The organism is Bradyrhizobium canariense, assembly GCF_019402665.1.
Taxonomy (GTDB): Bacteria; Pseudomonadota; Alphaproteobacteria; order Rhizobiales; family Xanthobacteraceae; genus Bradyrhizobium; species Bradyrhizobium canariense.
In genome coordinates, this window is sequence record NZ_VSST01000005.1 from 97,546 (window position 1) to 111,521 (window position 13,976).

The window sequence follows — 13,976 nt, forward strand, 5'->3', positions numbered from 1 at the left end:
CATCCCGGTCCCGATGGAATCAGAACCGGCGATGCTCTCGGTCTTTCGTGGAGGCGCGCGCGCCTCAGGCTTCCTTGAAGCGGTAGCCGACGCCGTAGAGCGTCTCGATCATCTCGAACTCGTTGTCGACGACCTTGAACTTCTTGCGCAGCCGCTTGATGTGGCTGTCGATGGTGCGGTCGTCGACATAGACCTGGTCGTCATAGGCGGCGTCCATCAGCGCGTTGCGGCTCTTCACCACGCCGGGCCGGGTCGCGAGCGCCTGCAGGATCAGGAATTCGGTGACGGTCAGCGTCACCGGCTCATTTTTCCAGGTGCAGGTGTGCCGTTCAGGATCCATGCGCAGCAGGCCGCGGTCGAGCGCCTTGGCGTCGTTCTCCTTCGGCGTGACGGTCGGATCCTTCGGCGCCGAGCGGCGCAGCACCGCCTTGACGCGCTCGACCAGCAGGCGCTGCGAGAACGGTTTGCGGATGAAGTCGTCGGCGCCCATCTTGAGGCCGAACAGCTCGTCGATCTCTTCGTCCTTGGAGGTCAGGAAGATCACCGGCAGATCGGATTTCTGCCGCAGCCGGCGCAACGTCTCCATGCCGTCCATGCGCGGCATCTTGATGTCGAGGATGGCAAGATCGGGCTGGGTGGTGCGGAAACCGTCGAGCGCCGAGGCGCCGTCGGTATAGGTCATGATGCGGTAGCCTTCGGCCTCCAGCGCGATCGAGACGGATGTGAGAATGTTGCGGTCGTCGTCGACCAAAGCGATTGTGGGCATGAGCCTCTGCTTTCTGCTTTCCGTTTGGGTCGTGGCTTGAAAACGGCGAGCAATCCACTGATGCGCCGCATACATGGGTGCCGATGTTGGCATTCGAACCTTGTCACCGAGCAATGCAAGCTAGGCTGAAGTGTGACCAAGTTCCACGAAACACGGCAGATTCGCCGCATCTCGACCCATATCCGGGCCCCGGTTTACCCGAAAAAAGGCCCTCCATGCAACCACCTGACCCGAGAAAGCCGATGCAACCGACCTCCGATTTCGACCCCGGAAAGCTCGCCAAATCGCTGCTGCGGCGGTCACGGCAGGGGGCCCTGGCGACATTGATGGCCGGCAGCGGCGATCCCTATTGTTCCCTGGTCAATCTGGCGAGCCATCCGGATGGCTCCCCGATCCTGCTGATCTCGGGATTGGCCGTGCACACCAGGAACATCCTGGCCGACAGCCGGGTGTCCCTGATGCTGGATGAGCGGGCGGCGGGCGATCCGCTGGAAGGTGCCCGAATCATGCTGTCCGGCCATGCCGAGCCGGCCGATGCGGACAAGGATCTGCTCCGGCGACGGTATCTCAATGCTCATCCCTCAGCGGAAGCCTTTGTTTCGTTTAAGGATTTTTCTTTCTTTCGGATCCGACCTACGGGAACCCATCTGGTCGCCGGCTTCGGCCGGATCGTCGATCTCAAGCCGGAGCAATTCCTGACGGACCTCACGGGGGCCGAGGACTTGCTGGCGGCGGAGCAGGGCGCGGTCGAGCACATGAATGCCGACCACCGCGAGGCCATGGGCCTCTATGCAACAAAACTGCTGGGCGCTGCCGCGGGCGACTGGCGCTGCACCGGCTGCGATCCGGAGGGCCTCGACATGCAGGACGGCCAGACCGCCTTGCGGCTGGACTTCCCGGAGCGGGTTACTGATGGCACCGCGCTGCGCAAGATGCTGGTTCGCCTCGCCGGCGAAGCGCGCACCAGGATGGACCAGAGCGCAAAAGATTGAACGCTGCTGCCCATCGCCGCGACCCAAGACCATAATTGGTCAGAAGACGGCGGCGAGAGCGTCATGGCAGAATGGAATAGACTGACGCTGGTTGCGGGTTTGACGCTCGCGATCACCGCATCGCTTGTCACGCCCGGCCTTGCCCAGACAAGCCTTGCTCAGAAAGGTCTCGCCGCGGAGGGCGAGCGGATCAACGCACTGATGAGCGCCGGCAGATATTCGGAAGCACTGCCGTTGGCGCAAGGCATGGTCGCGAGCCTGGAGAAGAGCGATACCGGTCGCGACCTCGCCGCCGCGCTGAACAACCTTGGCCAGGTTCATGCCGGTCAGGGCCACGACGATCTGGCGGAGCCGCTCTACAAGCGCGCCATCATGCTGATGGAAAAGTCGCTCGGTTTCGAAACCCCGTTGATTGGAGCCGAACTGAGCAATCTCGCCGCGCTTTACCAGCGGCAGAGTCGCTACGCCGAGGCCGAGCCGCTGTTCAGGCGAGCGCTCGCCGTTCGCGAGAAGGGGCTGTCGCGCGAGCATCCCGATGTCGGGCAGTCGCTCAATAATCTCGCCACGCTCTATGTGAAGCAGAAGCACTATGCAGACGCCGAACCGTTGTTTCACCGGGCGCTCGCGATCTATCAGAAGGCCGGCGGCCCCGAGCATCCGGCGGTGGCGACGGTCCTGAACAATCTCGGCCAAGTCTATCGCGATCTCAACCGCGATGCCGACGCGGAAGCGCCGATCAAGCGCTCGCTCGCGATCCGCGAGAAGGTGCTGGGACCGGATCATCCCGACGTCGCCCGCTCGCTGAACAATCTCGCAGGCCTCTACGAGCACCAGCAGCGCTACGGCGACGCCGAGCCGCTCTATCGCCGCGCGCTGCTCATCCGCGAACGCGCGCTTGGGCCTGATCATCCCGAGGTCATGACCTCGACCAGCAATCTCGCTTATTTCCTCTACGTGGCCGGGCGCACCGCGGACGCATTGCCGTTCGCGGAAAGGACGCTTCGGGGCGATCGCGCCCAGTTGCGCGTCGTGTTGCCGGTCCTGTTTGCCGCACGCCAACAAGATCTGCTGCCCGGCGACAAGGCGCTGGACGAGGCCCTCGCCGCGATCCAGCGCGGCACACAATCCTCCGCCGCATCAGCCGTGAACAAGCTCGCGGTTCGGCTTGCCGCCGGCAGCGACCGGCTCGCCGAGCTGGTTCGCCGGGACCAGGATCTTGCGGCTGAATCCGAGGCACTCGACAAGGCGATCGTCACCGCAGTGTCGAAGCAATCCGCGCAGCGCGATCTCGCAACCGAGCAGCGCAGCCGCGCGCGGATTGCAACGATTGCCAACGAGCGTGCGGGCTTGCAGAAGACGCTCGCGGTCGAGTTTCCCGACTACGCGTCGCTCTCCAATCCCCAGCCGTTGACGGCAAAGGACATCCAGCTGCTGCTATCAGCCGACGAAGCGATGGTGCTCTACTCCGTCGTCGACAAGCAGAGCTATGTCATCGCGATCACGCGCGAGGGCGTCGACTGGATGGCCATCCCACTCGGCGCGGATGCGCTGACGCAGAAGGTGACGGCATTCCGCAAGGGACTCGACGTCGGCAAGGCGCGCGATGCCTCCGGCAAATCCGGATTGTTCGATCTCGCGCTCGCCAACGAACTCCATGTCGCGCTGCTCGGTCCGGTCGAGGCGTTGACAAAGGACAAGCGCAGCCTGCTGGTGGTGCCGTCGGCTGCGCTGACCGCATTACCGTTTCATCTGCTCGTCACCGAGAAGCCGCAGGCTGCGATCCCCGACACGCTCGAAGGCTATCGCAGCGCTGCCTGGCTGCTGCGGCGTCAGGCCGTCTCGGTGCTGCCGTCGGTGGTCAGTCTGAAATCGTTGCGGGCCTTTGCGCGTCGGGACCAAAGCGTGAAGCCGATGACCGGCTTCGGCGATCCCGTGTTCAATCCTGCACTGGAAGCGCCCGCCGAGCGGCGCGCCGCGAACGGCAAGGTCGCCGCGCGCAGCATCGCGACCATTGCCTATAGCGATTTCTGGCGCGGTGCCGGCGTCGATCGCGCGCGGCTTGCGCAGGCGTTGCCGCAACTGCCCGACACCGCCGACGAGTTGAACGCGGTGGCCAGGGATGTCGGCGCTGCCGAGGCCGATATTCATCTCGGCCGCGACGCCAGCGAGACGACGCTCAAGCGTGCAGCGCTTGCTCAATACGGCATCATCTACTTTGCCACCCACGGCCTCGTTGCCGGCGACATCAAGGGACTGGGTGAGCCCTCGCTCGCGCTCTCCATTCCCGATCAGCCGACAGAGCTCGACGACGGTCTCCTCACTGCAAGTGAAGTCGCTCAGCTCAAGCTCAATGCGGATTGGGTTGTGCTGTCGGCCTGCAATACCATTGCAGGCGACAAGCCGGGCGCCGAGGCTCTGTCGGGACTGGCGCGCTCGTTCTTCTACGCCGGTGCGCGCGCACTCCTGGTCTCGCATTGGGCCGTGGATTCGGAAGCTGCCACCCGCCTGACCACGATGACTTTCGAGCTGCTCAAAAACGAACCAAAAATGGGGCGTGCCGAAGCCTTGCGCCGCGCGATGTTAACCTACGTTGACGACACCTCGTCACCGCGCAACGCCTATCCTGCGATGTGGGGGCCCTTCGCGCTCATCGGCGAAGGCGCGGTAAGATAGGGTGGGCTTGGAAATTTCGTCGAGACTCTATTCGGCGTTGTGCGTCGCAATAACCTTGGGAAACGCCGAAACGCCTATTTGGTTGCGCGATCATTGTTGATTTTTTGGTGCGCCTGCTCAGAGCTGACATGCGCGACGTTTGGCGCGGTCCTTGAATAAACCAAATCCTAAGGGATCAGCTTGGCAACGCCAGCGTTCATCAGTATTAGGTCGTTCCAACCGAGGCCGGACGGCCTGTTATTCACGGTGACTGCGATGGCGCCAAAGCATGATCGCGCTGAGTGTCGCGGGTTCTAGGAGGGTTTTTCGTGCAAGAGACGGGCGTGCGCAACGGTGCCTTCGGTGCCGACAAATTTGGCTTAAAGAATCTCAAGCAGGTTCACTGGAACCTGGGTGCGCCGCAACTCTATCAATACTCGCTCGCAGCGGGCGAGGCGGTGTTGTCTGCCGACGGCGCGCTCTGCGCCGACACCGGCGAGTTCACCGGCCGCAGCCCCAAGGACAAGTTCACGGTGCGTGACGCCACCACCGACAAGAAGATGTGGTGGGCCGGCAACCAGTCGATCACAGCGGAGCAGTTCGAGACGCTCTACCAGGACTTCCTCAAGCATGCCGAAGGCAAGTCGCTGTTCGCGCAGGACCTCTATGGCGGCGCTGATCCGGCTTATCGCATCAAGACCCGCGTCTTCACCGAGCTCGCCTGGCACTCGCTGTTCATCCGCACGCTGCTGATCCGTCCCGAGGCGGTCGAGCTCTCGGCGTTCGTGCCCGAGCTCACCATCATCGACATGCCGAGCTTCCGCGCTGATCCGAAGCGCCATGGCTGCAAGTCGGAGAACGTCGTCGCGATCGATTTCGCCCGCAAGATCGTGCTGATCGGCGGGTCTTATTATGCCGGCGAGATGAAGAAGTCGGTCTTCACCACGCTGAACTACTATCTGCCCGAGCGTGGCGTGATGCCGATGCATTGCTCGGCCAATGTCGGCGCCAAGGGCGATGCCGCGATCTTCTTCGGCCTGTCCGGCACCGGCAAGACCACGCTGTCCGCCGATCCGAACCGCACGCTGATCGGCGATGACGAGCACGGCTGGGGCCCGAACGGCGTCTTCAACTTCGAAGGCGGCTGCTACGCCAAGTGCATCAAGCTGTCGCAGGAAGCCGAGCCCGAGATCTACGCGGCGTCGACGCGCTTCGGCGCGGTGCTCGAGAACTGCGTGCTCGACGAAGACACCCGCGTGGTCGATTTCGACGACGGCTCCAAGACCGAGAACACGCGCTCGGCGTATCCGCTCGAATTCATCCCGAACGCCTCGCGCACCGGCCGCGCGCCGCAGCCGAAGAACGTGGTGATGCTCGCCGCCGACGCCTTCGGCGTGCTGCCGCCGATCGCCAAGCTCTCGCCGGCGCAGGCGATGTATCACTTCCTGTCGGGCTACACCGCCAAGGTCGCGGGCACCGAGCGCGGTCTTGGCAACGAGCCGCAGCCGGAATTCTCGACCTGCTTCGGTTCGCCCTTCCTGCCGCTCGACCCCTCCGTCTACGGCAACATGCTGCGCGACCTGATCGCCCAGCACAATGTCGACTGCTGGCTGGTCAACACGGGGTGGACCGGCGGCAAGTACGGTGTCGGCTCGCGCATGCCGATCAAGGTGACGCGCGCGCTGCTCACCGCTGCGCTCGACGGCTCGCTTCGCAACGTCCAATTCCGCACCGACAAATATTTCGGCTTCGCGGTCCCGACCGCGCTGCCGGGCGTGCCGAGCGAGATCCTCAACCCGGTCAATACCTGGAAGGACAAGGACGAGTTCGACAAGACCGCCCGCGCGCTGGTCGGGATGTTCCAGAAGAACTTTGCGAAGTTCGAAGCCCAGGTCGACGCCGAAGTCCGCGCCGCAGCGCCGGACGTGAAGCTCGCGGCGGAGTAAGATCGCCGCGCTTGAAATCGAAAAGGGCGGCCGCGAGGCCGCCCTTTTTTATCTTTCCTTCTCCCCTTGCGGGAGAAGGTGGCGCGAAGTGCCGGATGAGGGGTTCTCTCCGCGCGTTCAACCGCAAGAGAAGCGCTCGCGGAGAGAATCCCTCACCCGTCTCGTCGCTTCGCGACGAGCCACCCTCTCCCGCAAGGGGAGAGGGGAAGCAGCTACGCTTTGAAATACGCGATCTGCGTGCTCGTCGCGAGCAGCCTTCCGTTCGGCGACCACAGCTCGGCGTTCTGGTCGGCGTAGCTCTTGTGCATGATTTTTGAATCTGCGGTCGCCAGCACGCGCGTGATGTCCTCGGCCGCGAGCTCTTCGCTGTCGGTGTGGAAATACGTCGTCAGCGACACCGTGCCGAACGGCACCAGCTCGCGCCGCGCATGGAAGATGCGGCCGAAGAAGGCGTCCGACATCGACATCAGCGACGGCATGTCGAGCTTGCGCGGCTCGCGATCACTGATCCAGAGCTTTGAGTAAGTGCTGGCGAGCTCGGCCCGCGGCGGGCCGATCCGCATCTCGCCCTCGACGAAGCGGAATTCATACTGGTTGGCCCAGGACGCCGCGATCTTCGGGAACGGCATCGTCTGTTCGAACGGCTTTGCATCGGGATATTGCGCCACCCTGTGCTCCCAGGACGGCCGGCGTTCGGCGAATACGGCGGTGGCGAGCGTTGCGACCTCGCCGCCGCCTTGCGACAGTTCGACGCTCCAGTGCTGGCTGGAGCGGTTGGCCTTCACCAGCCGCACGTCGAGATCGAACGGTCCCTTCGCGATCGGCGCGCAGTAATTCACGGTGAGCGCCAGCGGATCGCCGGCACGTTCCGGATGCTCGATCAGCGCACGCAAAATGGTCGCAGCAGTGGCGCCGCCGAACGGGCCGACAAAGGCCCAATAGTCGTCGCTGGTGTGTCCCTGCCAGCTCGAGTCACCGGCGGTGACGCGGGTGGCGTCGTCGAAAGGGTGCGGGAGCTTGGCGTGCATCGTTTGATCCGGCGTTCAATGACGGACGTCATATCACGCCCGCCGCCGGCTTGTGCAATTATCTCGCGGGTAACCGATTTCACGCAGCGGAAAATCAGCCCGCGACGTCGCGCAGGGTCGGCAGCAGCGGTGTGGTCGGATTCACCGGCACGTTCCAGATCTCCTCGGCGTATTCGCGGATGGTGCGGTCGGAGGAGAACCATGCCATGCGCGCGACGTTGAGGATCGAGGCGCGGGTCCAGGCCGGCGCCACCTGCCAACGCGCATCGACGCTGCGCTGCGCCTCGTAATAGGAATCGAAGTCCGCGCTGACCATGTAATGGTCGAGATAACGCAGCGCGTGCGCGATCGATTCGAAGCGGCCGGGATCGCCGGGCGAGAACTCGCCGGCGCCGATCGCGTTGATGGCGCGCTGGAGCTTTGGCGAATTGCGGATCACGTCGGAAGCGTCCAGCCCCTGCTTGCGCCGGATCATGACGTCGCCGGCTTCCATGCCGAAGATCGCGATGTTCTCCGCGCCGACATGGTCGCGGATCTCGATGTTGGCGCCGTCGAGCGTGCCGATGGTGAGGGCGCCGTTCAGCGACAGCTTCATGTTGCCGGTGCCGGAGGCTTCCATGCCGGCCGTCGAGATCTGCTCGGACAGGTCGGCGGCGGGAATGATCACCTCGGCAAGGCTGACATTGTAGTCGGGCAGGAAGACGACCTTGAGCTTGCCGCCGATCGCGGGATCGTTGTTGACGGCTTCCGCAACGTCGTTGATCAGCTTGATGATCAGCTTGGCGTAACGGTAGCTCGCCGCAGCCTTGCCCGCAAAGATCTTCACCCGCGGCACCCAATTGCCGTTGGGATCGTCCTTGATCGCCTGGTACAGCGCGACGGTCTCGATGACGTTCAGGAGCTGGCGCTTGTATTCGTGGATGCGCTTGATCTGCACGTCGAACAGCGCGGTCGGATCGACCTTGATGCCGAGCCGCTCGCCGATCAGGCGCGCCAGCGCGGTCTTGTTGTGATGTTTGACGGCGCGGAACTTCTTCTGGAATTCGACGTCGCTGGCGCGGGCCTCGATCAGGCTGAGCTGCGTCGGATCGTCGAGCACGGCATCGCCGCAGGTCTCGCGCAACAGATCGGTCAGCTTCGGGTTCGCCAGCATCAGCCAGCGGCGGAAGGTGATGCCGTTGGTCTTGTTGGTGATGCGACCGGGATAGAGATGGTTGAGGTCGTGGAACACGGTCTCGCGCATCAGGTCTGAATGCATCGCGGAGACGCCGTTGATGCGGTGCGAGCCGACGAAGGCGAGCTGGCCCATGCGCACGCGCCGCCCGCTCCTCTCGTCGATCAGCGAGACCGAGGCGCGGAAGTCGATGTCGCCGGGGGCGCGCGCCTCTGCGAGCGCGAGATGCTGCACGTTGATGCGGTAGATGATCTCGAGATGCCGCGGCAACAGCCGTTCGAACAGCTCGACCGGCCAGGTCTCCAGCGCTTCGGGCAGCAGCGTGTGGTTGGTGTAGGACAGCGTGGCGACCGTGATCTTCCAGGCCTCGTCCCAACGGAAATTGTGGTCGTCGATCAGGATCCGCATCAGCTCGGTGACGGCGAGGCTCGGATGGGTGTCGTTGAGCTGCACCGCGACCTTGCTCGACAGGCTGCGGAGTTGGCCGTCCGACGCAAGATGCCGCTTGATCAGGTCCTGCAGCGAAGCCGAGACGAAGAAATATTCCTGGCGCAGGCGCAGCTCGCGGCCCGCCGGGCTCTCGTCGTTCGGATAGAGGAATTTACAAATGGCTTCCGCGCGCGACTGCTCGGCGCTGGCGCTGACATAGTCGCCGGTGTTGAAGGCGTCGAGCTTCAACGGATCGGGCGAACGTGCCGACCACAGCCGCAGCGCGTTGACGTGCTGGCCGCGCCAGCCGACGATCGGCGTGTCATAGGCCATCGCCTGCACGGTCTCGGACGGATGCCAGATCGCGCGATCCCGGCCCTTGTCTTCGACGTGCTCGACACCGCCGCCGAAGCGAATGTCATAGATCACTTCGGGCCGCTGCAATTCCCAGGGGTTGCCGAAGCCGAGCCATTCGTCCGGGTATTCCTGCTGCCAGCCCTGATTGATGATCTGGCGGAACAGGCCGTAATCATAACGGATGCCGTAGCCGATCGCGGGGATCGACAGCGTCGCCATGCTTTCCATGAAGCAGGCGGCGAGACGGCCCAGGCCGCCGTTGCCGAGCGCCGCGTCCGGCTCGCATTTGCGCAGCTCAGGCAAGGAGACGCCGAGATCGCCGAGCGCGACCTCGAAGATCTTCAGCAGCCCCATATTGTTCAGCGCGTCGCTGAAGAGGCGGCCGATCAGGAATTCGAGCGAGAGATAGTAGACGCGCTTGCGTCCCGCATCGTAGCTGTGCTTCTCGGCCGTGAGCCAGCGATGCACGATGCGGTCGCGCAGCGCCAGCGCGGCGGCCTGGTACCAGTCGTGCTTGGTCGCCATGCCCGCATCCTTGCCGATGGCAAGGCGCAGCTTCGCCAGAATCGCGCCCTTGATCTCAGCCAGCGCGAGCTCGTCGATGGGCTGGTTGGCGGCGGGAAAATTGGGCTGGAACGATGAATCTTGCAAAGTCGTCACTTCCTGGTCGCGAGAACACTACTGACCCTACGCATCTTGCCTCTGTACCGGAACCATTGCTGGTGCGACCGTGCACTGCGCTGGCGTAAAATTATGCAAGGAACGGGCCGATTTGGGAACCCGGACGCATACGGGGAAACGTGGATTTGGTGCTAGAATGGCGGCCAATTCAGCCATCAGTGTGGAGGAGACATCCATGAAAGCTCTGATGAGACCTGTGACGCGACGGCTGATCGAAATCGCAGCGGCCATCTTTCTCGTCGTCTGCATCACCGCCTCCAGCGCCGCCTTCGCCGCCGGCAAGATCGGCCGCAGCGTCGACGGCCTGAGCTGCGCCGTCACACTCCCGCAAAACGCATCACCCGCCGCCCGCTGCGCCGCCATCAAGCGCCAATGCGGCGGTAAGTTTTACGCGAGCGCGTGTGGGGACAGGTTGATGTCGGCGGCGAATTGAGCATGACCGGTGCAACGGCCCGACCGATCATTCCAATCGGGATTTTCTTGCTCGATCAGCTTGATCTTCCAATCGCGCTTCCAGGATTTCAATTGCTTCTCGCGCGCGATAGCTTCCTGGGGAGTCGCGAATGCTTCGACGTGAACGAGGCGGAATGTCTTGTACTTCAGCACGAACTTCGAACCCCGACCCGAGCGGTGTAATTCAAGCCGCGCGCGGATGTCGTTGGTGACGCCAATATAAATTGTCCCGTGGTGGCGGCTCGCCAAGATGTAGACGTAGTAGCTGCTTGCGCTCATGGCCTCAGCTCGCAAGGGCAACGCTGACCGGGGTAATGGGTCCTGGCTTTCGCCAGGACGACGCTCTCCAACAATCGCGCCTAGCCTCAGAACAAATTAAGAACACTTTAGCAAGTCTTTGATATATCATTGTGATTCGGCGCGTTGCCGACACAATATCTAGCGTCCGCCAGACTTCGCGAGGACTACATGTCCACCATTGCCTTCGACCAGTTTGCCCTCACCAGGATCGCCGATTTCGCGCGCTCGCTGTCGCGGCTGCATCAGGCGGCGCGGCGCTACGCGGTCGATGACGACCAGTTCGACCGCGAGTTCAATGCGGTGTGCCAGTCGATCTGGGGCTACACCATCGACGACGTCAGCGACGATCTGTTTTCTGCCGAGGACCATCTGTTCCTCGACACGCTGGACGAAGCGCAAGCGCGCATCTTCGCCGCCGAGCAGGGTTATGACCTCGTCGACGATCAGGGCATGCTCACCGACTGGTGGGGGTTTTGCTGGATGATCCTGGCCGAGAAGCGCGGCCTGCTCACGGCAGACAACCGCGCCGCCGCGCGCGCGGCGATCGAGGAGAAATATCTGGCGGCGCCGAACGTGATCGGCGTGATCATCGGACGTTGACGGTCTCAACCCTCATCCTGAGGAGCTTGCGCAGCAAGCGTCTCGAAGGATGAAGGCCGAGCCGTAGCAGCCGGGCCTTCATGGTTCGAGACGCGCGTTCCGCGCTCCTCACCATGAGGATTTCAGTCCAGCCCCGCCCGCTTCGCTGGCTTTTGCGTTTTCGGCACCGTCACGTCGGGCAGCGTCTCGCGCACGATCTCCGTGGCGGGGCCATCCGCCGCCACCGTGTCGGCGCGCACCGGCGCCACCTTCATCTCGCCGAGCCGTGCGCGGACCTGCGCGGTGAGACCGGGATAGGAGGCGACCGGCGTGAAGTCCGCGGCCTGGTCGTTGCCGACGCGAATGCCGGTATAGGCGACGAGGCCGTCGCTGGTGGCGATCACGTCGCCGGGTTTTAGCGACGAATCCAGCGCCAGATCGACCGGAGCAAGTCCGACCGGCTCGCGGCCGTTGCAGGTGCAGTCGGCGCGCAGCGCCTTGCGATAGGCGAACGCGTTCTCGCTATCGGCGTAGCGCTCGCCGGTCTGCGACGCCGCGCCGTCGATCGAGGAGCCGAAATAGATCTTTGTGGTGCTGGCAGGACAGAAGGCCTGACACATCTGCGCGGGCGAGGTGAGACCGCGCATCAGCGGAAAATATTTGCCGTCGCAGCTGCGCACGCAGAACGCCGGTCCCGAGCCGCCGGCTGCGGCCGAACGTGTCGGCGGCACGTATTGCGGGGCTGCGGCATTCTGCTGGCCGGTGAAGGGGTCGGCGTAGGAGCTCGCCTGCTGCGGCACCTCACGCTGGGGCCGTTGCTGCTGCTGCTGCTGCTGCATTCCGCCGAAGAAGAAATCGAACAGGCCTTCGGCCGAAACCGGGGCCGGAGCTGCAAGCAGCGGTGCTGCCAGTGTCGCGGCTACGAGCATCGCGCGATTCCGGCGCGCATGGGACATGACTGTACGCAAACGCTTACTCCACCCGACGCTACCCAACCGGCCGGGACCATCAGGTCTCAGCACATGATTCACCATAGAGCGGGATGGTAAATGAGCGGTTGAGGGGGGAGCGGTGTCGCCGGACGGGGTGGACCTCGTCATGGCCGGGCTTGTCCCGGCCATCCACGATCTCTGGTGCGGCAAAGACGTGGATGCCCGGGTACGACGGCGGAGAAAGTCTAGCCGCTCAAGCCTTCAAGAACTCCGACGCCTTGTACAGCGAGCGGAATGGCAGCCCGGCCGCGCCAAAAGTGTCGTCGGCGCCTTCCTCGCGGTCGACCATGGTCAGCACCAGCACCACCTCGGCGCCGGTCTCGCGCACCGCTTCCACTGCCTTCATCGCCGAGCCGCCGGTGGTGGTGACATCCTCGACTATCACGACGCGCTTGCCCTCCAGCGTCTCGCCCCTGGGCAGCCCCTCGATCGCGAGCTTGGCGCCGTGCTCCTTCGGCTTCTTGCGCACGAAGAACGCCGCGATCGGATGGCCCTTGATCCAGGAAATCTGCGCCAGCGCGCCAGCCAGCGGCACCGCGCCCATCTCGAGCCCGCCGATGAAATCGAGATTGTCGTCCTTCAGCGCCTCATAGGTCAGCTCGGCCAGCAGGGTCGCGCCCTCCGGGTCCAACATGGTCGGCTTGAGGTTGAAGTAGAAGTCGCTCTTGCGGCCCGACGCGAGCGTCACCTCGCCGCGGCCGAAGGAGCGCCGGCGGATGATCTCGAACAGGCGGGCGCGGGAGGCTGATTTAGACACGGCGGGCCCTCGGGAGCATTTTTGGAAGTGGCGGAATTTATCCGCGACGGCCCCGACATTCCAGAGGGGGCTTCCCCCGTCAACAGGGATCGGCCATCCCGGCCCGCCGGTTGTGGGGGTGCAACCTTCTGGAGTAGGTGGATGCCGGATATCTTGGGCAAGAAAACCGGCAAGAAGGCTGGGCAAGGACACGCGAAAATGACCATCGAGCTGCACACCTGGAATACGCCGAATGGCCGCAAGATCTCGGTCGCGCTGGAGGAGATGGGGCTGCCCTACAGGGTGATCCCGGTGAATATCAGCAAGGGCGAACAAATGGCGCCGCAGTTCCTGAAGCTCTCGCCCAACAACAAGATCCCCGCGATCCTCGATCCTGATGGCCCGGACGGCAAGCCCGTCAGCATCTTCGAGTCGGGCGCGATCCTGCTTTATCTCGGCGAGAAGACCGGCAAATTCCTGCCGAAATCGCTTTCAGGCCGCATCCCCGTCTATGAATGGCTGATGTGGCAGATGGGCGGTTTCGGGCCGATGCCGGGCCAGGTGCACCATTTCATCGCGCTCGAGAACGAGCAGGACCGCGCCTACGGCCTCAAGCGCTACATGGCGGAGACGCGACGGCTCTACGGCGTCCTCGATCGCCGGCTAGAGGCCCGCGATTTCGTCGCCGGCGAGCTCTCGGTTGCCGATTTTGCCATCCTGGGCTGGGCCTGGCGTCACCCTCGCCACAAGGTTGACCTGGCCGACTTCCCCCACGTGAAGCGCTGGTACGAGGCCCTGATGGCACGCCCGGCGGTGAAGCGGGGCATGGAGGCGAAGCTGGATTGAACTGACGGTGTCATCGCCCGCGAAGTGTTTAGACCGGAGACATAG

12 protein-coding genes are annotated in these 13,976 nt (G+C 63.8%); 6 read left to right on the plus strand and 6 right to left on the minus strand.

Going from position 1 to position 13,976, the window contains the following annotated elements; genetic code table 11:
* Positions 1-64: 64 nt before the first annotated feature.
* On the minus strand, positions 65-766 hold the full coding sequence (locus tag FXB41_RS02320; protein ID WP_007597749.1) for a response regulator transcription factor: 702 nt from the start codon (positions 764-766) through the stop codon (positions 65-67).
* Positions 767-1,008: 242 nt separating this feature from the next.
* Here FXB41_RS02320 and FXB41_RS02325 point away from each other — a divergent pair, with 242 nt between their 5' ends.
* The 3 genes from FXB41_RS02325 (at position 1,009) to FXB41_RS02335 (ending at position 6,356) form a co-directional block, all read left to right on the plus strand.
* Positions 1,009-1,758 (plus strand): HugZ family pyridoxamine 5'-phosphate oxidase, encoded by a 750-nt coding sequence (locus tag FXB41_RS02325; protein WP_219679163.1) that lies wholly within the window; start codon positions 1,009-1,011, stop codon positions 1,756-1,758.
* Between the two features lie 63 nt (positions 1,759-1,821).
* Positions 1,822-4,431, plus strand: a complete 2,610-nt coding sequence (locus FXB41_RS02330; protein ID WP_219679165.1) for a CHAT domain-containing protein — start codon at positions 1,822-1,824, stop codon at positions 4,429-4,431.
* Positions 4,432-4,739: 308 nt separating this feature from the next.
* Entirely contained in the window at positions 4,740-6,356 is a 1,617-nt protein-coding gene (locus tag FXB41_RS02335) for a phosphoenolpyruvate carboxykinase (protein ID WP_219679166.1), read from the plus strand.
* A gap of 212 nt (positions 6,357-6,568) precedes the next feature.
* On the opposite strand, the gene FXB41_RS02340 is transcribed toward FXB41_RS02335, so the two are convergent.
* Together FXB41_RS02340 and FXB41_RS02345 are read right to left on the minus strand one after the other, a co-directional pair.
* Positions 6,569-7,384, minus strand: coding sequence for an acyl-CoA thioesterase (locus FXB41_RS02340; protein WP_219679169.1), 816 nt, complete (start codon positions 7,382-7,384; stop codon positions 6,569-6,571).
* A 94-nt stretch (positions 7,385-7,478) separates the two neighbouring features.
* A complete protein-coding gene (locus FXB41_RS02345; RefSeq protein WP_007597739.1) occupies positions 7,479-9,995 on the minus strand; it encodes a glycogen/starch/alpha-glucan phosphorylase in 2,517 nt (838 codons plus the stop codon).
* A gap of 205 nt (positions 9,996-10,200) precedes the next feature.
* Between FXB41_RS02345 and FXB41_RS02350 the strand changes: the two genes are divergently transcribed.
* Entirely contained in the window at positions 10,201-10,458 is a 258-nt protein-coding gene (locus FXB41_RS02350; protein WP_007597738.1) for a hypothetical protein, read from the plus strand.
* On the opposite strand, the gene FXB41_RS02355 is transcribed toward FXB41_RS02350, so the two are convergent.
* Positions 10,413-10,757: a GIY-YIG nuclease family protein gene (locus FXB41_RS02355; protein ID WP_219679171.1), complete on the minus strand. Its 345-nt coding sequence runs from the start codon at positions 10,755-10,757 to the stop codon at positions 10,413-10,415. The genes FXB41_RS02350 and FXB41_RS02355 overlap by 46 nt on opposite strands.
* A gap of 189 nt (positions 10,758-10,946) precedes the next feature.
* Between FXB41_RS02355 and FXB41_RS02360 the strand changes: the two genes are divergently transcribed.
* Positions 10,947-11,378, plus strand: coding sequence for a hypothetical protein (locus FXB41_RS02360; RefSeq protein WP_007597734.1), 432 nt, complete (start codon positions 10,947-10,949; stop codon positions 11,376-11,378).
* A 122-nt stretch (positions 11,379-11,500) separates the two neighbouring features.
* On the opposite strand, the gene FXB41_RS02365 is transcribed toward FXB41_RS02360, so the two are convergent.
* Positions 11,501-12,286, minus strand: a complete 786-nt coding sequence (locus tag FXB41_RS02365; RefSeq protein WP_219679173.1) for a DUF2865 domain-containing protein — start codon at positions 12,284-12,286, stop codon at positions 11,501-11,503.
* 256 nt (positions 12,287-12,542) lie between these two features.
* A complete protein-coding gene (gene pyrE, locus FXB41_RS02370) occupies positions 12,543-13,106 on the minus strand; it encodes an orotate phosphoribosyltransferase (RefSeq protein ID WP_007597730.1) in 564 nt (187 codons plus the stop codon).
* A 198-nt stretch (positions 13,107-13,304) separates the two neighbouring features.
* Here pyrE and FXB41_RS02375 point away from each other — a divergent pair, with 198 nt between their 5' ends.
* Positions 13,305-13,931, plus strand: coding sequence for a glutathione S-transferase family protein (locus FXB41_RS02375; RefSeq protein ID WP_035995324.1), 627 nt, complete (start codon positions 13,305-13,307; stop codon positions 13,929-13,931).
* The last annotated feature ends 45 nt before the right edge of the window (positions 13,932-13,976 follow it).